This window comes from Frankia sp. BMG5.60 (genome assembly GCF_059428125.1).
Window position 1 is genome coordinate 6,001,082 of sequence record NZ_CM182091.1, and the last position, 24,559, is coordinate 6,025,640.

The following is a 24,559-nucleotide window of genomic DNA, read 5'->3' on the forward strand; positions in this document are numbered from 1 at the left end:
GCAGGTCGGCTGCCTGCCGATGACCTCAGGGTGACCGCCGAATGTCGGCTGACTGACGGTTGTCGTTGTCTGTCGTCAGACGCCCCCGGGCAGGTACCGTCACCCGAAAGGCGACGTTTGACGATCTTGCAACTCCGGCCGGCGCCCACCGAACCGGGGACCTTGGTCGAGCGACGCCGCCGCCTTTCACGAGGGGAACGTCGCTTGCGCCACTTCGCCTTCCTCGACGACGAGACGATCGAGACCCTGTTCCACCGGCCGCCGGAGGAGATCGCCGTCGACGGGGACCGCCGGCTGCTGGCCACCGCGCTCGGCGCGACGCTGTACGCGCCGGGCACCAGGCCCCGCCTGGCGTCCGACGTGCGCCGGCAGACCGCGGCCGGGGTGAACTCGATGGTGCTCTGTCTCGAGGACTCGATCGCCGACACCGAGGTGGCCGACGCCGAGGCCAACGTCGTCGCGGCGCTGCGCTCGCTCGCCGACGACCCGCCGCGCTCCGGCGACGGGCTGCCCCTGCTGTTCGTCCGGGTGCGCGCCGTCGGGCAGATCCCGGACCTGATCGCGCGGCTCGGTCCGGGCGGGGCCCGCTGCCTCGGCGGGTTCGTCCTGCCCAAGTTCGCCGAGGAGGGCGGCGAGGCGGCATTGGAGGCGGTGCTGCGGGCATCCGACGTCGTCGGCCGGCCGCTGTGGGCGATGCCGGTGCTGGAAAGCCCGCCGGTGATCAATAGGGAGACCCGCGTCGAGGCGCTCACGGCCGTGCGGCGCCTGGTCGACAAGCACGCCGAGCAGGTTCTCGCGATCCGGCTCGGCGCCACCGACCTGTGCGGGCTGTTCGGGCTGCGCCGGGACCGGGACCTGACGATCTACGACATCGCCGTGGTCCGCGACTGCATCGCCGACATCGTGAACATCTGCGCCCGCGGCGGCGATCACATCGTCACCGGCCCGGTGTGGGAGTACTTCGCCCAGCCGGAGCGCCTGTTCGTCAGCTCGCTGCGGGTGACCCCGTTCGCGCAGGCCGACCGGGTCGACGGCAGCCAGGAGGCGATCCGGATGCGCAGCGCGCTGGTCTCGGCCGACCTCGACCGGCTGATCCGGGAGGTCGTCCTGGACAGGGCCAACGGCCTGATCGGCAAGACCGTGATCCATCCCAGCCACATCCCGGCCGTGCACGCGCTGCACGTCGTCAGCCAGGAGGAGTACACCGATGCCGAGACGATCCTCGCCGGGGACTCCGGCGGGGTCCGCCCGAGCAGCTACGCGAACAAGATGAACGAGCTGCGCCCGCACCGGGCCTGGGCCGAGGCGGTGCTGCGCCGGGCCAGGGCGTTCGGGGTCCTGCGCGAGGGGGACACCTTCGTCGAGGTGCTGGCGGCCACCCGCGGTCACGGCGGAGTGGGGACCGCCCGATGACCACGACGACACCGCTGCCGGCGGACCCGGGCTGGCTGTGGGCGGAGCTGGGGCTCGCCGTCGAGGTCAGCGCGGACGTGCGCGGCGGGGGCCTCGACGCGCTGGTCGGGCTGGCCCTGCGGCGCAACCCGCGCCGCGCCCACCTGCTGGTCAGCCGGGTGCTCGGCAAGCACCTGCCGGTCGCGCCGGGTGCCGGCCTGGCCGCCGGCGCGGACCTCGCGGCGCTGGTACGGACTCTGCCCGACTTCCCCGCCGACGGCGCGGCCGTCGCCGCCCACCACGGCGGCGGCACCCGGACGGGGCCGCTCGTCATCGGCTACTGCGAGACGGCGACGGCGTTGGGCCACGCCGTCGCCGACGGCCTGCCGGGCAGCCACTACCTGCACACCACCCGGCGGGACCTGCCCGGAGTGCCGCCGGTGCTGGAGTTCACCGAGTCGCACTCGCACGCCTCCCACCACTGGCTGGTTCCCGAGGATCCGGCGATCCTGCGCGGCGGCGAGCCGATCGTGCTCGTCGACGACGAGCTGTCCACCGGCCGGACCGCTCTCGGCACGATCCGCATCCTGCACGCCCACGCCCCCCGCGGGCGCTACGTGGTGGCGACCCTCGTCGACGCCCGGCCGGCCGCGGCCCGCACGGCGTTCGCCGACCTCGCCGCCGAGCTTGGCGTCCGGATCGAGGTCGTCGCCCTGATCGCGGCCACCGTCACGGTGCCGCCCGAGATCGCCGACCGGGCGGCGAGCATCCGCGCCCGCCTCGCCGGGGCCGCGCCGCCTGCTCAGATGCCGCCGCCTGCTCAGATGCCGCCGCCTGCTCAGGTGCCGCCGCCTGCCGCTGTCACGGAGCCCGCCGGGCCCTCGCCGTCCGACGCGATCGCGCTACCCGCTCAGGTGCCGCCGCCCGCCCAGGCCGGCCATCCGGTTCGGTGGCTGGCCGCGGACTGGCCGGCGGACCTGCCCGAAGGCGGCCGGTACGGCTGGTCGCCAGCGCATCGGCGCCGGCTCGACGACGCCCTGGCACCGGTCGCCGCCGCCGTGCGCGCGGCGCTGACCCGGCCGGACGGCCGCACACTCGTCCTCGGGACGGAGGAACTGATGTACACCCCGATGCGAATCGCGGACACGCTGGCCGCCGCCGGCTTCGGCGAGGTCCGTTACCAGTCGACGACCCGCTCGCCGGTCCATCCGGTCGACGTCGAGGGCTACGCCATCCGGGCGGCGCTCACGTTCCCGGCGCCGGACGACCCGAGCCGGGTCAGCCATGTCTACAACGTCCGTCCCGGCGCCTACGACGACATAGTCCTGATCGTCGACTCCGGCGCGGACGCCGCCTCGCCCGTGCCGGTCGCCGACCCGGCGGGCCTCGTCGCCGAGCTGCGCCGCTGCGCCCCGGTCACCGTGCTCACCCTGCCCGCCTACCGCCCGGCCCGGCCGGAGCAGGCCCGATGAGCGCCACGGGTTCCGGGCCGGCGACGCCGGTGGCCGGGCGGCCGGGCGACCCCGCGCTCGCGGGGACGATCGGCTCGGGCTCGTACGACCCGGCTGACGTCACCTTCCTGCTCACCGATCTGAGCGCCGTGGACCTCGAACGGCCCACCGAGGACCGCGAGGAGGCGATGCAGGCCGGCCGGCACTACTCCGAGGACCTGCCCGTCGAGTACCAGCCCGACGCCGGTTACCTGCGCCTCTACCACCAGGCGCTGGAACGCTCGGCCCGGCGGGTGGCGCTGGCCACGGGGCTGGTCGCCGAGCTCGTCCGGGTCACGAAGCCCGAGCCGGTCCTGGCCTCGATCGCCCGGGCCGGGACGCCGGTCGGGATCCTGATGCGCCGCTGGTACGGCTGGCGGCACGGCCTGGACACCCCGCACCACGCCATCTCCGTGATCAAGGATCGGGGGGTGGACATGAACGCCGTGCGCTACCTGACCGACCGGTTCGATCGCGAGGCGATCCAGTTCGTCGACGGCTGGACGGGCAAGGGCGTGATGACGCGGGTGCTCAGCGAGGCGGTCGCGGGTCTCGGGCTCGACGACACCCTCGCCGTGCTCGCCGATCCGGCGCGGTGCGTGCCGCTGTACGGCACCCGCGACGACTTCCTCATCCCGAGCGCCTGTCTGAACTCCACGGTCAGCGGGCTGGTCAGCCGGACCGTCCTCAACGCCGAGCACATCGGCCCGGACGACTTCCACGGCGCGAAGTTCTACGGCGAGCTCGCGCCGCACGACCTGTCCCGGCACTTCATCGACACGGTCGTCGCGCAGTTCGACGCGGTCGCGGACGAGGTCGCCGAGACCTGGCCGCGGCTGTGGGCGGGCGACCGGCGGCCTACCTGGGCCGGCTGGGCGGCGGTGGAGCGCATCGCCGCCACCTACGACATCCCGGACGTGATCATGGTGAAGCCCGGGGTCGGCGAGACGACCCGAGTGCTGCTGCGCCGGGTGCCGTGGCGCATCCTGGTCGCCCCGGACCGCGTCAACGAGCTGCCCCACGTCCTGGCGCTGGCCGCCGACCGCGGCGTTCCCGTCGAGGAGATGGCCGACCTGCCGTTCTCGTGCGTGGGGCTGGTTCGTCCGGTCGGCGCGGCGCCGGTGTTCCACACCCCGAACGCGCGCTGGCGCCCGGACGTCCCGGACCTGCCGGACCTGCCGGCGGTCCCCGCGCTCTCGGATCTCCCAGGCTCCTCGGATCTCCCAGGCTCCTCGGATCTTGCAGGCCCCGCAGGCCCCTCGGACGCCTCGTGACGGCGGGAGCCGGCCACCTGGTGGCACTCGACCTGGACAAGACGCTGATCTTCTCCCGGCGTTCGCTGCTGCCGGCCGGCACCGCCGAATCCGAGCTGGTCGAGCCCGAGCTGGTCGAGGTCGAGCGGCTCGACGGCGCCCCGCTGTCCTTCGCGACGGCTCGGGAGCTCACGCTGCTGGCCGAGCTGCACCGCCGCGCCGTCGTCGTCCCCGTCACCACCCGCACGCTCGCCCAGTACCGCCGCGTCGACCTCGGCATCCGGCCGCGGTACGCGATCGCGGCCAACGGCGGGCACCTGCTCGTCGACGGAGAACCCGATCCGGCGTGGGCGGCCGGGATCGCGGCCGAGGTGGCCGCCGCCTGCGCGCCGCTGACCGAGATGCTGGCGCTCGCCGAACGGTTCGCCGCCGGCGGCTGGGCCCGGACGGTCCGCGCCGCCGACGACCTGTTCGTCTACCTCGTCGCCCACGACCGGCCCGCCATCCCGGACCTGACCGGCGTCACCGCGGCGGCCCGGGCGGGCGGCTGGTCGGTGTCGGTGCAGGGCCGCAAGGTGTACCTGGTGCCGACGGTGCTGACCAAGCAGCGGGCCGTCGACGAGGTGGTCCGCCGGGCCGGGACGGCGACGCTGCTGGCCGCCGGTGACTCGGTCCTGGACATCCCGATGCTGCTGGCCGCCGACGCCGCGGTCCGGCCCGCCCACGGTGAGCTGCACGAACTCGGCTGGTCGGCGCCGAACGTCGCCGTCACCGCCGGCGCGGGGGCGGTCGCGGGCGAACAGGTGCTGGCGGCGTTGCTGGACCGGGTGCGCGCCGACCGGCCCGATCCGACTCCCGCCGCCCCGGCGTGATCCTGGGCGGCGACCGGTCTTCGTGGTACACTGGGGTAGGTGTCCCGCCACACACCGTTTCGTCCAGACACCGTTCGTCCAGGAGGAACCGTGAGCACCGATCCGGGCGTGAGCGCCACGACCAACCCGAGCGCCACGACCGGTCTGAACGCCACGACCGATCTGAGTGACACGACCGATCTGGAGGCCACGCTGGAGGGCCTGCTGTCGGTGGAGAGTTTCGATCCACCGGCCGGGTTCAGCCGGCGTCGCCCCGTGGACGCCGACCAGGCCGCCGCCGCGGCGGACCCGCAGGCGTTCTGGGCCGCTGCGGCCCGCGAGCTGCTCACCTGGGACAAGCCGTTCACCCAGGTGCTCGACGACACGAACCCGCCCTTCTACACCTGGTTCGCCGACGGTGAGCTGAACCTGTCGGCCAACTGCCTGGACCGCCACGTCGAGGCCGGCCAGGGCGAGCGGGTCGCGTTCCACTGGCGCGGTGAGGAGGGCGAGCACCGCGACGTCACCTACGCCGACCTGCTCGCCGAGACCCAGCGGCTGGCGAACGGTCTGCTGTCCCTCGGCGTGCGGGCCGGGGACGTCGTCGGGATCTTCCTACCGATGATCCCCGAGGTGGCCGCCGCGATGCTGGCCTGCGCCCGGATCGGCGCGGTCCACAACGTGGTCTTCGGTGGCTTCGCGCCGTCGGCGGTCCGGGAGCGGATGGAGGTCTCCGACGCCAAGGTGCTCATCACCGTCGACGGGGCGCGGCGCAAGGGGCGCCGGGCGCCGGTGAAGGCCGCCGTCGACGTCGAGCTCGGCGACCTGCCCGCGCTGGAGCACATCGTGGTGGTCCGCGGCCCGGGGGAGAACGCCGCCGAGGTGCCGATGACCGCCGGCCGCGACGTCTGGTATGACGAGCTGCTCGCCGCCGCCGACCCGGTGTGCCCGGCGGTGGCGCTGCCGGCGGAGCATCCGCTGTTCATCCTTTACAGCTCCGGGTCGACGGCGAAGCCGAAGGGCATCCTGCACACCACCGCGGGCTACCTGCTCGGGGCGACCTACACCCTGCGGACGGTCTTCGACCTCGACCCGGCGACCGACGTCTACTGGTGCTCCGCCGACGTCGGCTGGATCACCGGCCACTCCTACATCGTGTACGGACCGCTGTCCAACGGCGTCACCAGCGTGATGTTCGAGGGCGCCCCGGACTACCCGGACCACGACATCTGGTGGCGGATCGTCGAGGAGTACAGGGTCACCGTCTTCTACACGGCGCCGACGGCGATCCGCACCTGTATCAAGTGGGGCGCGCAGTACCCCGCCCGCCACGACCTGTCCTCGCTGCGGGTGCTCGGCACGGTCGGCGAGCCGATCAACCCGAAGGCGTGGCTGTGGTACCACCTGGTGATCGGGGGCGGGCGCTGCCCGATCGTCGACACCTGGTGGCAGACCGAGACCGGGTCGGTGCTCATCTCGCCGCTGGCGGGTGCGACCCTGACCAAGCCGGGATCGGCGACGACGCCGCTGCCCGGGATCAGCCCGGCGCTGCTGGGCGAGGACGGCCGGCCCGTCACCGAGGGCACCGGAATCCTGGTGATCACGCAGCCGTGGCCGTCGATGCTGCGTACCCTGTACAAGGACGACAAGCGCTTCGTCGAGACGTACTTCTCCCGCTTCGGTCCGACGACGTACGTGGTCGGCGACGCGGCCCGGCTCGACGCCGACGGCTTTTTCTGGATCATCGGCCGGATCGACGACGTCATCAACGTCTCCGGGCACCGTCTGTCCACCGCCGAGGTCGAGTCGGCGATCGTCGCCCACGAGGCCGTGGCCGAGGCTGCCGTCGTCGCGCAGGCCGACGAGCAGACCGGCCAGGCGATCGTCGCGTTCGTGACGCTGGCGGGCGAGCGGGTCGGCGACTCCGCCGTCGAGGCCGAGCTGCGCGAGCACGTCGCCCGCCGCATCGGCAAGCTGGCCCGGCCGCGGCGGATCGTCTGGGCCGACGACCTGCCGAAGACCCGGTCCGGCAAGATCATGCGCCGGTTGCTGCGGGACGTCGCCGAGGGTCGGGAACTCGGCGACGTCACGACCCTGCGGGACCCCGCGGTCATGTCCGCCCTCGCCGCGAAGGTGGCCGCCGCGCCCGACGACGAGTAGCAAGACCGGCCGGTCTCGGGAGTGCAATTCCGGAGGATTCCGGCTGATCGTTCGGCCGGGCGACGAGTTGTTCGGAGAACGTAACGCGCAGGTCGAACCCGGGTGCGCCCATGTCACCGGCACTCCTCTAGGCTCACGTCTTCGTGAGAGCCCTACGACGGTTCACCGTCCGTGCGCAGCTCCCCGAGCAGCTTGCTCCACTGGGGGAACTTGTCCTGAATCTTCGCTGGTCCTGGCACCCCGAGACGCTGGACCTGTTCGAGTCGGTCGATCCCGAGCTCTGGCGGGCCACCAAGGGTGACCCGGTACGCCTGCTCGGCGAGGTCGATCACGACCGGCTCGTCGCGCTCGCCGCGGACCGCCGCTTCGTGCGCCGGCTCACCGACATCGCAGACGATCTCCAGGACTACCTCTCCGCCGACCTGTGGTACCAGCGCCAGCGGCTGCCGGGCGCGCCGGCGGCGATCGCGTACTTCTCGCCGGAGTTCGGCATCACCGAGGTGCTGCCGCAGTACTCCGGCGGGCTCGGCATCCTCGCCGGCGACCATCTCAAGACCGCCAGCGACCTCGGCGTGCCGATCATCGGCGTGGGGCTGCTCTACCGGGCGGGCTACTTCGTCCAGTCCCTGTCGCGCGACGGCTGGCAGCAGGAGCGCTACCCGGGCATCGACCCGCACGGGCTGCCGCTGACCCAGCTCACCGACGCCGCCGGCGTGCCGGTGAAGGTGGCCGTCGGGCTGCCCGAGGGCCGCACTCTGCACGCGCAGATCTGGAAGGCGCAGGTCGGCCGGGTTCCGCTGCTGCTGCTCGACTCGGACGTCGAGGACAACCAGCCGGCCGAGCGGGGGGTGACCGACCGGCTCTACGGCGGCGGCACCGACCACCGGCTGCTGCAGGAGATGCTGCTGGGCATCGGCGGTGTGCGGGCGCTGCGCGCCTACGCGGCCGTCACCGGCACGCCGACGCCGGAGGTCTACCACACCAACGAGGGTCACGCCGGCTTCCTCGGCCTGGAGCGGATCCGCGAGCTCGTCGAGACCGGGCTCAGCTTCGACGAGGCGCTGGAGGCCGCCCGCGCCGGCACGCTGTTCACCACGCACACCCCGGTGCCCGCCGGCATCGACCGCTTCCCCCGCGACCTCGTCGCCCGCCACTTCGGCGGGGACAACTCCTGGCCCGGCGTGCCGGCCGAGCGGATCCTGGAGCTCGGGGTCGAGTCCGACCCGAACGTGTTCAACATGGCGCACATGGGCCTGCGCCTCGCCCAGCGCTCGAACGGCGTCAGCAAGCTGCACGGCATCGTCAGCCGGGAGATGTTCGCGGGCCTGTGGTCCGGGTTCGACTCCGCCGAGGTGCCGATCGGCTCGGTGACCAACGGCGTGCACGCCCCGACCTGGGTGTCGCGGGCCGTCATCGAGCTGGCCGACCGCCAGCCCGGCCCGGGGCTGCTCGCCGATGACGCGGCCGGCTTCGCCAAGATCTCCGCCCTGCCCGACGAGGTCGTCTGGGCCACCCGCCGCCAGTTGCGGGAGCGGCTCGTCGGCGAGGTCCGCCGCCGGGTGCGCGCCTCCTGGCTGGAGCGCGGCGCCGCCCCCGGCGAGCTCGACTGGGTCGAGTCCGTCTTCGACCCCGACGTGCTGACCATCGGCTTCGCCCGCCGGGTGCCGTCCTACAAGCGGCTCACGCTGATGCTGCGGGACTCCGACCGGCTGCGCCGGCTGCTGCTGCACCCGCAGCGGCCGATCCAGATGGTCATCGCCGGCAAGGCCCACCCCGCGGACGACGGCGGCAAGCAGCTCGTCCAGCAGATCGTCCAGTTCGCCGACGACCCGGCCGTGCGCGCGCGCATCGTTTTCCTGCCCGACTACGACATCGGCATGGCGCGGTTCCTGTACTCCGGTTCGGACGTCTGGCTGAACAACCCGCTGCGCCCGCTGGAGGCGTGCGGCACGTCCGGGATGAAGGCGGCGCTCAACGGCTGCCTCAACCTGTCCATCCGGGACGGCTGGTGGGACGAGATGTTCGACGGCCAGAACGGCTGGGCGATCCCGACCGCCGACGGCGTCGAGGACCCCGATCGGCGCGACGACATCGAGTCCGCGGCCCTGTACGACCTGCTGGAGAACACCGTCGCCCCGCGGTTCTACGACCGCGACGCCGGCGACGGCGCGCCGCGGCGCTGGACGGCGATGGTCAAGCACACCCTGTCCAGCCTCGGCCCGCAGGTGCTGGCCAGCCGGATGGTGCAGGAGTACGTCGAGCGGTACTACGTGCCGGCCGGCGTCTCCGCCCGGACCGCCGCCGCCGACGGCCTGGCCGGCGCCCGCGACCTCGCCGCCTGGAAGAGCCGGGTCCGCGCCGCCTGGCCGGGGGTGCGGGTGCTCAACGTCGACTCCGCCGGACTCGGCGACACCCCTCAGGTGGGCCAGTCGCTGGTGGTGCGGGCGACGATCGACCTCGGCGGGCTCGCTCCCGACGACGTCGACGTTCTCGCCTCCTACGGCCGGATCGACCAGACCGACCGGATCCTCGCCCCGGAGGTGCTGTCGTTGCAGCTCGTCGGCGAGGGCGAGGGCGGCCACCGCTACGAGGGCACGATCCCGCTCGGCCGCACCGGACCGTTCGGCTACACCGTGCGGGTGCTGCCCCGCCACCGCCTCACCGCCAGCGTCGCCGAGCTGGGTCTCGTCGCCAACCCGTAGCTCGCCAACCCGTAGCTCGCCAACCCGTCGCTCGCCTGTCGCCTGTCGCCCGTCGCCCGTCGCTCGGTCTCCGGCCGCCGGCGCGGCGGGCGCCGACCCTGGTGGCCCCGGCTGGGCTGATCAGGCCGGAGGATGCGCCCGCAGCAGCAGGACGCTGCGGGCGCGGACGGGCACGACGGCGCCGGGCAGCAGGGTTCGGCGAGGGTCGGCCAGAGTCGCCGGGAAACCCGCGAGGTCCTCGTCGGCGGTGTCGAGCAGCAGGTCGTAGCGCTGCGCCCACGGCGCCGCGGGCAGGGTGACGGCGGTGTCCGCGCCGTCGGGGTGGATCACGCCCAGCAGGCCCGGCGTGCATCCACCGTCGCGCCATGCGTCCGAGGCGGTGTCCGAGGTGGCGCTGGCGTTGGCGCTCGAAGGGGCGCCCGCGGCGATGTGGGCGACCAGCGTGACGACCTTCGGCGCGTTCCAGTCCGCCGTGGACATCACCTGCCCGTCGGCGCGGAACCAGGTGATGTCCGCGAGCCGCCCGGGGCCTGACTCACCGCCGTGGAAGAACACCTCGCGGCGCAGCGCCGGCTCGAGGCGACGCAGCGAGATCAGGCCGCTGACCAGCCGTAGCAGGGCCGCGTCCGGTCCGGCAGGGTCGCGCCCGCCAGCCCCGGCACCGGGTCCGGCACCGGGTCCGGCCCTGGGTCCGGCCTTGGGCTCGGAGCCCGGCCAGGCCAGCCAGGACACGGGGTTGTCCTGGCAGTATGCGTTGTTGTTGCCGCCCTGGGACCGGCCGAACTCGTCGCCGGCCAGCAGCATCGGCACCCCGGCCGACAGCAGCAGCGTGGCCAGCAGGCCGCGGCGCACCCGTCGGCGGGTGGAGAGGGTCGTCGGGTCGTCGGTCGGGCCCTCCGCGCCGTAGTTCGACGAGCGGTTGTCCGACTCCCCGTCCCGGTTGCCCTCGCCGTTGGCCTCGTTGTGCTTCTCCGCGTAGGAGACCAGGTCGGCCAGGGGGAAGCCGTCGTGGGCGGTGACGAAGTTCACGGACGCCCACGGCCGCCGCCCGCCGTGCTCGAACAGGTCGGACGAGCCCGTCACCCGGTAGCCGAGGTCGGCGACCCCGCTGGTCCGCCCGTTCCACACGTCCCGCACCGTGTCGCGGAAGCGCCCGTTCCACTCCGCCCACGGCGCCGGGAACGACCCCACCTGGTAGCCGCCCCAGCCGACGTCCCACGGTTCGGCGATCAGCTTCACCGACGACAGCAGCGGGTCGGCGTGGATCGCCGTCAGCAGGCCGGCGGCGGGGTCGAAGGCGTCAGGGTTGCGGGCGAGCGCGGTGGCCAGGTCGAAGCGGAAGCCGTCGACGCCCATCTCGCTCACCCAGTAGCGCAGGGAGTCGCAGATCAGCTTCACCACGTGCGGCGACGTCATGTTCAGGGTGTTGCCGCAGCCGGTCACGTCGCGGTAGCGCCGCGGGTCCGTGGGCTCCACCCGATAGTAGGTCGCGTTGTCCAGGCCGCGCAGGGACAGCGTCGGGCCGCGTTCGCTGCCCTCGGCGCTGTGGTTGTAGACGACGTCGAGGATCACCTCGATGCCGGCGGCGTGCAGCGTCGCGACCATCGTCTGGAACTCGCCGATCGGGTCGCCGGTCGCCGCGTACGCCGCGTGCGGGGCGAAGAACCCCAGAGTGTTGTAACCCCAGTAGTTGATCCTCGAGCGTTCGAGCAGTGCCGGCTCGGAGACCGAGGCCTGCACCGGCAGCAGCTCGAGCGCGGTGACGCCCACCCGGTGCAGGTGGTCGACCACGGCGGGATGGGCCAGTCCCGCGTAGGTGCCGCGCAGGCGGGCCGGCAGGCCCGGATGGAGGCGGGTGAAGCCGCGCACGTGCGCCTCGTACAGAACGGTCCGCGACCACGGGATCGCGGGCCTGTTGTCCGCCGGGTGCCGGCCCCTGCCCCGGCGGCGAGCGCCGTCCCGGCGCGCGGGGCCGGCGACGACGCAGCGGGGCACGAAGGGGGCGGAGTCCCGTGCGTCCGGCTCGTAGCCGTAGGGATCGCCGCCGCCGAACCCGTAGATCGCCGGATCCGGCCGCAGCGCCCCGGTCAGCAGCCGGGCGTACGGATCGACCAGCAGCTTCGCCGGGTTGTAGCGCTGGCCCCGACTCGGGTCGTACGGGCCGTGCGCGCGCAGGCCGTAGCGCTGCCCCGGTCCGACGCCGGGCAGGTAGCCGTGCCACACCTCGCCGTCGCGCTCCGGCAGGCGGTGACGGGACTCCCGGTCGGCGTCGTCGAACAGGCAGAACTCGACCGCCTCGGCGCCGGGGGCGGCGACAGCGATGTTGACCCCGGCGCCGTCCCAGCTCACCCCGAGCGGGCTGGGCCGGCCCGGGCGCAGGTCGCCGCCCGAGCGGGTTGACATGTGGGATGCGCGGGTGCTGCCGCCTGCGTCGGACACCTCGGTGACGTTAACGGACGCCCCCGCCCCAGGTGCGCCGATCGGGCGCCTCCATCCCACCCCGCCCCCGCGGCCGCGATCGCATGAAGATCAGCGTCGGTCGGCCTATCGTGACCTCCGACCACCCACCGATCCGCACGATCCGGCCCGGCCGGCCGACGCGACCCACCCCTGGAGCGACCGACGACCAGGCCGGGCAGCGGCCGGCCCCGGCACGCGATCGCCACGGCCGGCCGGGTGTCGCCATGCCCCGCCTGCCCGGCGCGGGCCAGAGCGGGAGGACCCTGGATGAGCGTCGTGCGGCTCGAGGTCGACGGTGGGATCGGCACCATCCGGCTGGATCGGCCGCCGATGAACGCGCTGGACTCCGGCGTCGCCGCCGAGCTGCGGACGGCCGCCGTGGAGGCGACCCGCAACCCGGCGATCCGGGCGGTGGTCATCTACGGGGGCGAGAAGGTCTTCGCCGCCGGCGCGGACATCAGGCAGATGGCGCCGATGGGGTACGCGGAGGCGTCGGCCTGGGTCGGCGACCTGAACTCCACCTTCGAGGTGGTCGCCCGCATCCCGAAGCCGGTGGTCGCGGCGGTCACCGGCTACGCCCTCGGTGGCGGGCTGGAGCTCGCGCTGTGCGCCGACGTGCGGGTGTTCGCCGACAACGCGAAGGTCGGCCAGCCGGAGATCCTGCTCGGGGTGATTCCGGGGGCCGGCGGGACGCAGCGCCTGCCACGGCTGATCGGCCCGGCTCGGGCCAAGGACCTCATCTTCAGCGGCCGGCAGGTGCGTGCCGACGAGGCCGCCGAGATCGGGCTGGCCGACGTCGTCGTCCCCGCCGCCGAGGTCTACGACCGGGCCCGGGAGATCGCCGGGCGGTACACGGCCGGCCCCGCGATGGCGCTGGCGGCGGCGAAGCAGGCCGTCGACGACGGTTCTGAGCTGGCCCTCGCCGAGGCCCTGCGCCTGGAGGCCGCACTGTTCGCCGGCCTGTTCGCCACCGAGGACCGCCGGATCGGCATGGAGTCCTTCCTCGCTCACGGCCCCGGCAAGGCCGACTTCACCGGCCGCTGATTCCGCTACCGCATGGCGAGGTCGGCGATCACCGGGAGGTGGTCGCTGCCGAAGTCGTGACCGACCTGGAGGCCGGTGACCGCGAAGGCGGGCGAGGCCAGCACGTGGTCGATGCGCAGCACCGGTGGCAGCAGCACCGAGCGGGCGTTCCACGTCGGCTCCCACCCGCCGCCGACGACGTCGTGCGCGTCGCGGACCCCGGCGCTGACGAGCTTGCGCAGCGGGCGGTGGTCGCGGGTGGCGTTGAAGTCGCCGGCCATGACCACCGGCAGGGTGGCGTGCTGGGCCTCGTGGCGCAGCGCGGTGAGCTGGGTGCGCCACCGGTTGGTGTAGGAGCCGGACGTCGGCGAGATGGTGTGCACCGCGTACATCACGAAGCGACGGTTCTCGTCGACCTCGACGGTGGCCCGCAGCGACATCGACCCGCCGACGACCGGGGCGGCGGCGTCGCGCAGCGGGAACCGGGAGTAGATCGCCGCGCCGAACGCGCCGTCGTCCGGGTGCACCTCCCGGTAGGGGAAGCCGGCCAGGGCGCCGGAGGCGTTCACCCGGGACAGCGTCAGCGGCGAAAGCTCGACGAGGATGAGCACGTCGGGGTTGGCCGAGCGGATCTGCGCGCCGAGCCGGTCGGCGTGCGCGTTGCGGTAGAGCAGGTTCGCCGACATGATCCGCAACCTGGCCGACCCCTGGGGCGCGTCCTCGGCGTCGCCCGGGAGCATCTCGGGCACCGACCAGAACAGGTGGACGGCGACCAGCACGACCGACAGGATCAGCAGCAGGTTGCGGCGCAGGGCGAAGGCGACGGCGAGCGTGGCGTAGGCCGGCAGGTAGAGCAGCGGGGTGACGGCGTTGATCGCCGAGTAGGGCCAGTCGAGGCCGTCGTCGAGGTGAACCAGCCGGCCGAGGGCGAGCAGGGCGAGGCCCGTGGCGACCACCCAGGCGATCACCGTGATGACGGTGCCGACCCGGAGGGCCGGCCGGGCCCTGGGCTCGGGGGCGGCGACCGGGATGTCGCCCGGTCCGGTGTCGGTCTTGGCGTCCGGCGCCGTGCGGCCGGACTCCTGCGCGGATGTCACCATCCCAGAGTGCCCGGCGCGCCGAGGCATCCGAGCGGTGGGTGACCCGTGTGACCTGACGGGGACCCCCGCGCGGCCCGGCGGGAGCGCCGGGCCGTCGCGAGGCAGGCCCCAGGAGTGCGTCACGTGAGGGACGGGTCACGCCGAGTGGCCGCCTCCGTCGGGAGGGTGGGCGGTTCGGGAGATTCGGGAGGTTAGGCGGCGGGGGCGGACTGGAGCAGGGGGCGGGCCTGCTCGCGCCACTCTCGGGACGCGACGGTCGGGTGTTTGCCGAGCTCCTCGTCGAGCTCGGCCAGTTTCCTTGCGATCCGTTGCGAGGAGACCTGCCCGGCGACGGCGACCGCCCGGTAGCCCGCCTCCAGGGCGCCCTCCAGCTCCGCCACGGGCCCACGCAGGTAGGCCAGTGCCAGGTCGGCCTCGGCGTAGCTGCGGGTACGCGCGCGCGCCGCGCCCTGCAGCGTGCGCGCCTCGACCAGCTTCTCCGCCGACTCTCGCGGCCGCTTCAGCAGCAGCAGGCAGTGACCGCGGCACTCGGCGGCGTCGCCGGCGTTGTAGTGGCCGGCCCAGGACGGCCCGGCCCCGTCGTCGCGGGCGATGGCCTCGTCCATCCTGTCCAGGGCGCGCCGGCACCCGGACTCGTCGCCGTTGCGCGCCAGCGCCCAGGCGTTCTTGTCGTACAGCATGGCCTGCACCGCGCTGGTGGAGTGCGTCAGCGAGCGGCGCAGCGCGGCCCGGGCCAGCGCCAGGCTCTGGCGCGGATGGCCGAGCTGGGCGGCCTGGTCGCTCATGCCGGAGAGGATCCGCCCGGCGAGCATGGCGTCGTCGGCGTGCTCGGCGAGGCTGAGGGCCTGGATGTAGTAGCGCTGGGCGAGCGCCTCGCGCCTGCTGTCCTGGGCGAGCCAGCCGCAGAACTGGGTCAGCTCCGCCAGGGCGCTGAACAGGTCCGGGTTGGGGCGGTTGTCGCGGGCGGCCCGGGTCTGGTCGTGCAGGAAGCTGACCGCCTGGGGGCGGATCTCGCTGCCGCCGAACTTGGCGTCGAGCGTGCGGAAGGTCTCGGTCACGTCGCGGATCAGCGCGCCGCCGCCCGCGACCGGCGGCTGCACGCCGACGATCCGGTCGACGACGCCGGTGAGGCTGGAGAGAACCGGTTCGGCGAAGGCGGACGCGATGAAGGCGGTTCCGTCCTGGAGAAGGTCACGTCGCCGCATGTCTCTCCCCGATAGTCCGGCGAGGGTGCTCAGGGTCTCGACGGGCGCGTTCGCTCCGCACAGCCCCAGGTCGTCGTGGCGGTAGGACTCCCCGCGCCAGCCGAGGTCGGCCGGCAGGACGGGGTAGCCCAGCGCAGCCGACATCTCGGCGGCTGCCAACTCGGCGACCATGGGGTCGCGCGGGCGCATGCCCCGTCGCCAGTGACCGACCGTCGTCCTTGCCAGGCCCAGCTCGATCTGGCGCTGCTGGCGGGCGCGGGCGTTCACCTGACAGGCGAACCTGGTGTCCGATACCCCGGCCTCGCGCAGCAGACGCGCGAAGGGGGAGGTGGGTGCGGAGTGGTCGGGCGGCGTATTCGACATCGTTCCCCCGTCGAGTTAGGTCGACCTAAGCAGGCGGTGCCCTGGGTGCTGACCCTGCCTGGCAGGCGGTGTAACCCGCCTGAGGCAGAAAGTAGCGGTCCAGTCACTGTCAACGGAAGAGGGTGTGCACAACCCGGCCGAATTGCACGCCCACCAGGGACCGATGCCTCTAGTGCCTCGTCGCCGGTTGGGGGTGGCTTCACGACAAGGTCACGGAACGTAGATGTCAGGTCATCTGCACCATCCAGATGCATGACACTTATGCACGTGCATCCTGGAGCGGACGGGACAAATGCGCCGCAAAGCAATGTCGGCGGGGGAGGCCTTGTCCCGCTCTGGGGGGAACTGGCCGGGCGTGGTGCGCCCACCGCGGGGTATGGCTGCCGCGGGGCGCACGGACTAGTCTTGGTGACGGCGTGTAGTCGATCCCCGTCCCGAGCCGGCTGTCCAGGTCAGGGGCACAGTGCGGTCCGCGTCACGCCGCCGATCATCGGGCGTGTGAGCGCCCCAGATGCGACGATGTCAAGAGCACTGACATCGGATGTTGGCTACGGAGGCCCCAAGGCGTGAACATCGTCGTTACCGTCAAGCAGGTTCCCGATACCTGGGCGGAGAAGAAGCTCGACGCCGCGGACAAGACTGTCGACCGCAAGAGCGTCGACAACGTCATGAACGAGATGGACGAGTACGGGGTCGAAGAGGCCCTCAAGATCAAGGAAGCGCACGGGGGTGAGGTCACCGTCGTCACGATGGGGCCCGCCAAGGCGGTCGAGACGATCCGCAAGGCCCTGTCCATGGGTGCGGACAAGGCCGTTCACCTCACGGACGACTCGCTGCACGGGTCGGACGCGCTGGCGACCTCCGCGGCGCTCGCCAAGGTGATCTCGACGCTGTCCCCGGACATCGTCATCACCTCCTCCGAGGCCTCGGACGCCCGTGGCGGCGTCATCGGCGCCCTGCTGGCGGAGCGCCTCGGGCTGCCCCAGCTCACCCAGGCCCGCAAGGTCACGGTGGACCCGGGCGCGAGCAAGGTGACGATCGAGCGGCTCGCCGACAACGGCTACGCCCTCGTCGAGGCGAGCCTGCCGGTGGTCGTCGGTGTCGTCGAGAAGATCAACCAGCCGCGTTACCCCTCGTTCAAGGGCATCATGGCGGCCAAGAAGAAGCCGCTGACGACGCTGTCCGCCGCCGACGCCGGGCTCGACGGCGCCGCGGTCGGCCTCGCGGGCGCCGCTTCGGCGGTCGTCACGTCGGAGCCCGCCCCGCCGCGTTCGAGCGGGACGATCGTCAAGGACGAGGGCGACGGCGGAACGAAGGTCGCGGAGTTCCTCGCCGCGCAGAAGCTCATCTGAGGGGTTTGTTCGATGGCTGAAGTTCTCGTACTCGTCGAGCACGCCGACGGTGAACCGAAGAAGGTCACCGCCGAGCTGCTGACGCTCGCCCGCACGCTCGGTGAGCCGTCCGCGGTCTTCCTCGGTGCCCCGGGCACCTACGCGAAGGCCAAGGATTACCTCGCCCAGTACGGCGCCGCCAAGGTGTACGTCGCGGAGTCGGACGACATCGCGAGCTACGTCGGCGGACCGGCGGCGGAGGTGCTGGCCAAGCTGGTCGGCGAGGCGTCACCGGCGGCCGTGCTGGTCGCGGCCACCGCGGACTCCCGTGAGGTCGCGGCCCGGGTCGCCGCCAAGACCGAGTCCGGCCTGATCTGGGACGCCACCGCGCTGTCCGCGGACCTGGTCGCCACCCAGGGGATCTTCGGCGGTTCGACGATCGTCACCTCGAAGGTCACCAAGGGCGTCGCGGTGGTCGTCGTCCGGCCGAACTCCACGGCCCCCGAGGCCGCGCCGTCGACGCCGGCCGAGCAGATCGTGGACGTCGCGATCTCCGACGCCGCCAAGGGCGCGAAGATCGTCGACCGGGTGGTCGAGGCCAAGTCCGGCCGACCGGACCTCACCGAGGCCCAGGTCGTCGTCTCCGGCGGCCGCGGTCTCGGCGCCGCCGAGCACTTCGCGCTGGTGGAGAAGCTGGCCGACACCCTCGGTGCGGCCGTCGGCGCTTCGCGTGCCGCGACCGACGCCGGCTGGTACCCCCACCAGAACCAGGTCGGCCAGACCGGCAAGACGGTGTCGCCGCAGCTCTACATCGCGGTCGGCATCTCCGGTGCCATCCAGCACCGGGCCGGGATGCAGACGTCCAAGACGATCGTCGCCGTCAACAAGGACCCCGAGGCGCCGATCTTCGAGTTCGCGGACTACGGGCTGGTCGGCGACCTTTTCAACGTCGTCCCGCAGCTCACCGAGGCGATCGAGAAGCGCAAGGCTGGCTGATCGGTTCCCCGGACCGGCACGGCCGGGCCTCCACCCGTCCCCAGACGAGGCTGGAGCCCGGCCGTTGTTGTCTCCGCGTCCGTCCCGGCGAGCACTACGGTGAGGCCGGGCCACGGGGCAAGCTCGGGCCGTTGGGAGGGATCGGGCATCGCCACGTCGTCGCAGTCGCAGTCGCAGTCGTCGCAGTCGCAGGGTGCCCTCGGGGCCGAACCGTCCGCGACGGTGGTCGGGCTCGGGGCGCCGGGCCCCGCTGGCAGGCCTGCGCTCGCCGTCGACATCGGCGGTACGAAGATCGCGGCCGCGATCGTCGACGTTGACGGCACGATCGTCGCGACCGCTCGCCGCCCCGTGCCTGTTCACCGGCCGGCCGAGGGTCGCCCGGGCGGGCGTGAGCCCGGCGGCGGCGCGGGCGGGTCCGCCGAGGAGGTCTTCGGGGCGCTGCGGGACTGCGTCGGCGCGGCGCTGGCGTCCGCCGGGGTCGCGGCGGACGCGGTCGCCGGGGTCGGCTGCGGGTGCGCGGGCCCGATGGAATGGCCGGCGGGCGAGGTATCGCCGCTGAACATCCCGTCCTGGCGGGCGTTCCCGCTGCGCGCCCGGCTGCGTGAGCTGTTTCCCGGCCGGCCCGTGCTGGTCCACAACGACGGCGTCGCGCTCGTCGCCGGCGAGCACTGGGCCGGGGCGGGGCGGGGCGTGCGCAACCTGCTCGCGGTGACCGTCTCGACCGGCGTCGGCGGCGGGTTGGTGCTGGGCGACCGGCTGTTCCACGGCACCTCCGGCAATGCCGGCCACATCGGGCACGTCGTCGTGGACGTGGACGGACCGGACTGCCCGTGCGGTGGTCGGGGCTGCGTCGAGGCCCTCGCGTCCGGTCCGCGGACGGTGCACCGGGCGCGGGTGGCCGGGTGGACTCCCGCCGCCGGCCAGCCGGCCGACGGTCACACCCTCGCCGCCGCGGCCGCGGCTGGTGACGAGATCGCCCGCCGGGAGCTCGCCCGGGCCGGGACCGCAGTCGGTGCGGGGCTCGCCGCCAGCGCGAGCCTGCTCGACCTGGAGGCGGCCGTCGTGGCCGGCGGATTCGCGCAGTCCGGACCGATCTTCTGGGACGCCCTGCTCGCCGGCTTCGAGCGCCATGCCGGTCTGGCCTTCGTCCGGCGGATGCGCATCGGGCCTAGCGACGATCCGGCCCGCATCGCGCTGCGGGGAGCCGCCGCCTTCGTCCTGGCGCCGGAACGCTACGGCTGGCCCGACTGACAGCCGTCTCGCCGCGCCCCCGTCTCGCCGCCCCCACCGGGCGGGCTGCCGGGCTGGGCGGTCAGCCGGTGAACCCGCCGTCCGCGGCCAGCACGGAACCGGTCATCCCGCTCGCCGCGGGTGAGCACAGGAAGGCCACCGCGGCGGCGACCTCCTCGGGTCGCAGCAGCCGGCGCAGGTAGGCGTGGCCGGCGAACTCCCCCGGGTCGGGCAGGTCGTAGATCTTCGCCGACTCGGCCAGCATGGTGGTGTCCATCGAGCCGGGGCAGACGACGTTCGCCGTCACCGCCGTCCCGGCGAGGTCAGCGGCGAGGCTGCGCACGAGCCCGACAACGCCGTGTTTGCCGGCGGAGTAGGCGGCCAGGCGGGCCAGCGGCCGGGTTCCCGCCGCCGAGGCGACCGCGACGAACCGGCCGGCGGGCGCCTCGAGCAACGCCGGGACCGCCGCCCGGATGACGTGGAACACACCCGTGAGGTTCACGGCGAGCAGCGTCTGCCAGGAGTCGTCGTCGGTCTGCCAGATCGGGGGCCCGCCGGCGATGATGCCGGCGGCGGCGACAGCCGTGTCGAGCCGGCCATAGCGCTCGACGGCGACGGCGACGGCCGCGTCGACGTCGGCCTGCCGGCGGACGTCCACCCGGACCGCGACCGCGTCGCGGCAGCGGGCGGCGACCGCGTCGAGGTCTCGCCCGGTCGCGTACGGGTAGCCCGCCGTCGGCGGTTCCGGCACCGCCAGATCGGCGAGGACGAGGCGGTAGCCGGCCGCGTCGAGCGCCTCGGCGACCGCGGCACCGAGACCGCGCGCCGCGCCGGTGATCAGCGCTACGGGGGCCGGCGACGAGGCCGGGCCGCCGCTGCCGCGGGTCACGCGGACCGGTCCACGGTCCGTGCCGCGGGGGGAGTGAGGCCCTGGCGCCGCGTCCAGGCCAGCAGCCGTTCGACCGCGTCGTCGACGTAGGCGTCGAGCAGGCGGGCGCCCTCGGCCGCGGACGCGCCCCCCGGGTCGCCCAGCACCCCGGAGGGGCTGAGCGCGGCGACGCCGTGGGCGAGGAGGTCGTCGAGCGACGGGCTGGGTCCGGCCACGGCCAGGTCCAACCGGACCAGGTCCGGGGCCAGGTGCAGCAGCAGCGAGGTCTCCGAACGACCGGCGTGCAGGTCGCGGTCCGCCGCCGGCACACCGACGGCCGCGGCCAGGGCCGCTGTCGGGGCCCACAGGTGCACCGGGCGGCCCTCACCGGCCAGGATCCGCCGGGCTGACCTGAGGGCGGCGGTGTTTCCGCCGTGTCCGTTGACCAGCACGACGGCGCTAGCCGTGTCGTCGACCGAGCGGACGAGCTCGACGACCAACCGCTCGAGCACCTGCGTGCCCAGCGAGACCGTGCCGGGGAACCCGGCGTGCTCGCCGCTGGCTCCGTACGGCAACGCCGCCCCGACGAGCAGGGGCTCCAGCCGCTGCGCGAGACCGTGGGCGACGGCGGACGCCACCCGGGTGTCGGTGTCGAGCGGGAGGTGCGGTCCATGCTGCTCGGTGCTGCCCAGCGGCAGCAGCAGCAGCGGGCGGTCGTTCCCGAGCTCCCGCCAGGTGGCTCGGCCGAGCATCGACACCTCTCACTCCTCTCCCGGACAACCGTGCTGATCTCTCCGGACAACCGTGCTGGTCTCCCAGCCACCCGTGCTGGACCGGTCCCGCGCAGGGGCCCGGCGCCCGGGCGGGCTCCCCTCGGCGCGACGACCACGCCTCCGCCTCCCTCCGCCCTTCGCCGCGGCGTCGCGCCGGCGGCTTCCGGCCGGGACGCGGCCCGGGACTTGGCTGGACATGCCGGCTACCGCGGGGAGATCCGGCCTGGCGGCCGCAGTGCCCGGGGCCGGCGACGCCGACGAGCGCGGCTCGGCCGGGCCCGGTGGACGCCGGAATCCGGGGCGATCGCGGCATCGCACCCGCGTCGGATCCATCCCAGCATGTCGGGGGACCCACGGTCGACCGGTCTGCCCGAGGTCGGCCTCGAGGTGCGACCGATCCGCCGCCCGAGCGCCCGTCCTCCTCGTCCGGCGCTCGGGTCCGACCCCGCCGGAGGGCGGGCCTGCGGCCTTGGCGGACAGGCCTGCGGCCTCGGGGGGACAGGCCTGCCGCCTTGGGGGAGGAGCCTCGGTCGGCAGGCCCGTACGGCGGCGCCTTCCCGGTTCACCCCACGGACGGGGTACCGATCGATCTCGGTCGCGAAGGAAGGTTTGGGTGGCGTCGCTATCGGGCAGACCTCACTTCGAGCTCGCCGAGCGCGAGGTCGACGTACCGGAACCCCGGCGCACGCCTCGCGCGTTGACCTGGGCAGACAGCAACGGGGCGACGCCGGACGTCAGTCGGCGCGGCTCCGCGGGCCGGGAACCATCCCGGCGCCCCGGCCGTTGGGTCGGGACGAGGGCTAACGCACCGTCTGTCGACGGTGCCGGAAAGTTATGCCCCTGGGGCCGCCCACGGCGGTCCTCCTCGTGTATAGTTCTCCTTCGTCGCCCACCGAGCTCCGCAAAGAGCCCGATGTCGCGCAGGACCAAATCTCCTCCGAGGGGGCACAGACCCCCCGAGGAAACGGGCCGCGGACGGTGCGATAAGGTCTCCAAGTGGCAATCGCCGGCAGATCGGTGCGAAAGTATCGAAAGCCGGAGCGATTTGACACAATTGAGCCAAAGCTCGTAACCTAGAAACATCGCAGAGGCCAATCACCGCAAGGCGGATTGTCTTGGGCGCGCAGGAAAGCAATACCTGTTCGAAACGGTTCATCTCGCACAAATCGAGGCGATTTGACACCGGACGAAGAGGCCGAGTAAGTTAAAGAAGCACCAGCACGGAGCCCGCAAGGGCAAGTAGGAAAAAGTAGGACCTGTTCGAAGAGGGTCAACTCGCACAAAACGAAGCGATTTGACACCGAACGAAGAGGCGAGTAACTTAAAGAAGCACCAGAGCGAAACCCGCAAGGGTAAAGAGCTGGTAGCGCCTGCTCCTTGAGAACTCAACAGCGTGCCGATTGTCAGTGCCAATTGTTTTACCCCGTTCATGGCCTGGCTGGTTGTCCTTTGCGCATCGTTCTGGTGTGTGGGGGTGGCTGGTTGTGGTTGTGAGGGATTCCTTTGGACACGGCATCACGGTTGTGGTGTCGATGTCGGGGTCTGCCGGTTTTGCCGGCACTCTCGAAATCATTGATGGAGAGTTTGATCCTGGCTCAGGACGAACGCTGGCGGCGTGCTTAACACATGCAAGTCGAGCGAGGGGCTTCGGCTCCTAGCGGCGAACGGGTGAGTAACACGTGGGCAACCTGCCCCGAGCTCTGGAATAACTTCGGGAAACCGGGGCTAATGCCGGATATGACACTGCCGGGCATCTGGTGGTGTGGAAAGATTTATCGGCTCGGGATGGGCCCGCGGCCTATCAGCTTGTTGGTGGGGTGATGGCCTACCAAGGCGACGACGGGTAGCCGGCCTGAGAGGGCGACCGGCCACACTGGGACTGAGACACGGCCCAGACTCCTACGGGAGGCAGCAGTGGGGAATATTGCGCAATGGGCGAAAGCCTGACGCAGCGACGCCGCGTGGGGGATGACGGCCTTCGGGTTGTAAACCTCTTTCAGCAGGGACGAAGCGCAAGTGACGGTACCTGCAGAAGAAGCACCGGCCAACTACGTGCCAGCAGCCGCGGTAATACGTAGGGTGCAAGCGTTGTCCGGAATTATTGGGCGTAAAGAGCTCGTAGGCGGCCTGTCGCGTCGGCTGTGAAAACCCGGGGCTCAACCCCGGGCCTGCAGTCGATACGGGCAGGCTAGAGTCCGGCAGGGGAGACTGGAATTCCTGGTGTAGCGGTGAAATGCGCAGATATCAGGAGGAACACCGGTGGCGAAGGCGGGTCTCTGGGCCGGAACTGACGCTAAGGAGCGAAAGCGTGGGGAGCGAACAGGATTAGATACCCTGGTAGTCCACGCCGTAAACGTTGGGCGCTAGGTGTGGGGGACCTTCCACGGCCTCCGTGCCGCAGCTAACGCATTAAGCGCCCCGCCTGGGGAGTACGGCCGCAAGGCTAAAACTCAAAGGAATTGACGGGGGCCCGCACAAGCGGCGGAGCATGTGGCTTAATTCGATGCAACGCGAAGAACCTTACCAGGGCTTGACATGCAGGGAAATCTCGTAGAGATACGGGGTCCGTAAGGGTCCTGCACAGGTGGTGCATGGCTGTCGTCAGCTCGTGTCGTGAGATGTTGGGTTAAGTCCCGCAACGAGCGCAACCCTCGTCCTATGTTGCCAGCGAGTTATGTCGGGGACTCATAGGAGACTGCCGGGGTCAACTCGGAGGAAGGTGGGGATGACGTCAAGTCATCATGCCCCTTACGTCCTGGGCTGCACACATGCTACAATGGCCGGTACAAAGGGCTGCGATACCGCGAGGTGGAGCGAATCCCAAAAAGCCGGTCTCAGTTCGGATCGGGGTCTGCAACTCGACCCCGTGAAGTCGGAGTCGCTAGTAATCGCAGATCAGCAATGCTGCGGTGAATACGTTCCCGGGCCTTGTACACACCGCCCGTCACGTCACGAAAGTCGGTAACACCCGAAGCCGGTGGCCTAACCCTTGTGGGGGGAGCCGTCGAAGGTGGGACCGGCGATTGGGACGAAGTCGTAACAAGGTAGCCGTACCGGAAGGTGCGGCTGGATCACCTCCTTTCTAAGGAGCGTCTGGCTGGTCTGTCCTGTTGGGGGTGGGCTGGTTCAGGGCCAGGACCGGATGTGCATGCCGGTCTGGTTGCTCATGGGTGGAACGCTGACGATTGTGCTGCTGGTTGTCCGGTGGGCGTCTAGTACTCCTTGGCTGTCTTCTCTCTTTGGAGGGGGGTCGGGTGGGGGTGGAACGGGTCTGGTGGGTGGCTGGTGGTGCGTGGCACGCTGTTGGGTCCTGAGGGAGTGAGGCTTCCTCGTCTGGTGTGACCCCTTCTGCTGATTCCCTT

Annotated in this window: 15 protein-coding genes and 1 rRNA gene; 11 read left to right on the forward strand and 5 right to left on the reverse strand. The window is 72.3% G+C overall.

The window, feature by feature from the left end; translation table 11 throughout:
• Positions 1 to 204 precede the first annotated feature (204 nt).
• From AC5R91_RS24615 to glgP, 6 genes are all read left to right on the forward strand, one after another.
• A complete protein-coding gene (locus AC5R91_RS24615; protein WP_495393675.1) occupies positions 205 to 1,413 on the forward strand; it encodes an HpcH/HpaI aldolase/citrate lyase family protein in 1,209 nt (402 codons plus the stop codon).
• Entirely contained in the window at positions 1,410 to 2,864 is a 1,455-nt protein-coding gene (locus AC5R91_RS24620) for a phosphoribosyltransferase family protein (RefSeq protein ID WP_495393676.1), read from the forward strand. The genes AC5R91_RS24615 and AC5R91_RS24620 overlap by 4 nt, the downstream gene beginning before the upstream one ends.
• Positions 2,861 to 4,156, forward strand: a complete 1,296-nt coding sequence (locus AC5R91_RS24625; protein ID WP_495393677.1) for a cysteine protease StiP family protein — start codon at positions 2,861 to 2,863, stop codon at positions 4,154 to 4,156. The genes AC5R91_RS24620 and AC5R91_RS24625 overlap by 4 nt, the downstream gene beginning before the upstream one ends.
• Complete coding sequence (locus tag AC5R91_RS24630) at positions 4,153 to 5,007, forward strand: sucrose-6-phosphate hydrolase (protein ID WP_495393678.1); 855 nt, start codon at positions 4,153 to 4,155, stop codon at positions 5,005 to 5,007. Before AC5R91_RS24625 ends, AC5R91_RS24630 begins: the two co-directional genes overlap by 4 nt.
• 144 nt (positions 5,008 to 5,151) lie before the next feature.
• Positions 5,152 to 7,146 carry an acetate--CoA ligase gene (acs, locus tag AC5R91_RS24635; protein ID WP_495398050.1) on the forward strand — a complete coding sequence of 665 codons (1,995 nt, stop codon included), beginning with the start codon at positions 5,152 to 5,154 and terminating at the stop codon, positions 7,144 to 7,146.
• Between the two features lie 143 nt (positions 7,147 to 7,289).
• A complete protein-coding gene (glgP, locus tag AC5R91_RS24640) occupies positions 7,290 to 9,848 on the forward strand; it encodes an alpha-glucan family phosphorylase (protein WP_495393679.1) in 2,559 nt (852 codons plus the stop codon).
• A gap of 120 nt (positions 9,849 to 9,968) precedes the next feature.
• On the opposite strand, the gene glgX is transcribed toward glgP, so the two are convergent.
• Positions 9,969 to 12,251 (reverse strand): glycogen debranching protein GlgX, encoded by a 2,283-nt coding sequence (glgX, locus tag AC5R91_RS24645; RefSeq protein ID WP_495393680.1) that lies wholly within the window; start codon positions 12,249 to 12,251, stop codon positions 9,969 to 9,971.
• Positions 12,252 to 12,575: 324 nt separating this feature from the next.
• Between glgX and AC5R91_RS24650 the strand changes: the two genes are divergently transcribed.
• The gene (locus AC5R91_RS24650; RefSeq protein WP_495393681.1) at positions 12,576 to 13,352 is read left to right on the forward strand and encodes an enoyl-CoA hydratase/isomerase family protein; all 777 of its coding nucleotides are present in this window, start codon (positions 12,576 to 12,578) and stop codon (positions 13,350 to 13,352) included.
• Between the two features lie 5 nt (positions 13,353 to 13,357).
• Here AC5R91_RS24650 and AC5R91_RS24655 read toward each other — a convergent pair whose 3' ends face one another.
• Positions 13,358 to 14,431, reverse strand: coding sequence for an endonuclease/exonuclease/phosphatase family protein (locus AC5R91_RS24655; RefSeq protein ID WP_495393682.1), 1,074 nt, complete (start codon positions 14,429 to 14,431; stop codon positions 13,358 to 13,360).
• A 191-nt stretch (positions 14,432 to 14,622) separates the two neighbouring features.
• Positions 14,623 to 15,999: an NsdA family TPR-like regulatory protein gene (locus AC5R91_RS24660; protein WP_495393683.1), complete on the reverse strand. Its 1,377-nt coding sequence runs from the start codon at positions 15,997 to 15,999 to the stop codon at positions 14,623 to 14,625.
• Between the two features lie 566 nt (positions 16,000 to 16,565).
• Here AC5R91_RS24660 and AC5R91_RS24665 point away from each other — a divergent pair.
• The 3 genes from AC5R91_RS24665 to AC5R91_RS24675 all read left to right on the forward strand — a co-directional run bounded on the left by AC5R91_RS24665 (position 16,566) and on the right by AC5R91_RS24675 (position 19,577).
• Positions 16,566 to 17,351, forward strand: coding sequence for an electron transfer flavoprotein subunit beta/FixA family protein (locus AC5R91_RS24665; protein WP_261569943.1), 786 nt, complete (start codon positions 16,566 to 16,568; stop codon positions 17,349 to 17,351).
• A gap of 12 nt (positions 17,352 to 17,363) precedes the next feature.
• On the forward strand, positions 17,364 to 18,326 hold the full coding sequence (locus tag AC5R91_RS24670; RefSeq protein ID WP_495393684.1) for an electron transfer flavoprotein subunit alpha/FixB family protein: 963 nt from the start codon (positions 17,364 to 17,366) through the stop codon (positions 18,324 to 18,326).
• 99 nt (positions 18,327 to 18,425) lie between these two features.
• A complete protein-coding gene (locus AC5R91_RS24675; RefSeq protein ID WP_495393685.1) occupies positions 18,426 to 19,577 on the forward strand; it encodes an ROK family protein in 1,152 nt (383 codons plus the stop codon).
• A gap of 61 nt (positions 19,578 to 19,638) precedes the next feature.
• Here AC5R91_RS24675 and AC5R91_RS24680 read toward each other — a convergent pair whose 3' ends face one another.
• Both AC5R91_RS24680 and mftE read right to left on the reverse strand, forming a co-directional pair.
• A complete protein-coding gene (locus AC5R91_RS24680; RefSeq protein WP_495393686.1) occupies positions 19,639 to 20,445 on the reverse strand; it encodes a mycofactocin-coupled SDR family oxidoreductase in 807 nt (268 codons plus the stop codon).
• Positions 20,442 to 21,176: a mycofactocin biosynthesis peptidyl-dipeptidase MftE gene (gene mftE, locus AC5R91_RS24685; RefSeq protein ID WP_495398051.1), complete on the reverse strand. Its 735-nt coding sequence runs from the start codon at positions 21,174 to 21,176 to the stop codon at positions 20,442 to 20,444. Before mftE ends, AC5R91_RS24680 begins: the two co-directional genes overlap by 4 nt.
• A 1,593-nt stretch (positions 21,177 to 22,769) precedes the next feature.
• On the opposite strand from mftE, the gene AC5R91_RS24690 reads away from it, so the two are divergent.
• Positions 22,770 to 24,279 (forward strand): 16S ribosomal RNA (locus AC5R91_RS24690).
• Positions 24,280 to 24,559: the final 280 nt, after the last annotated feature.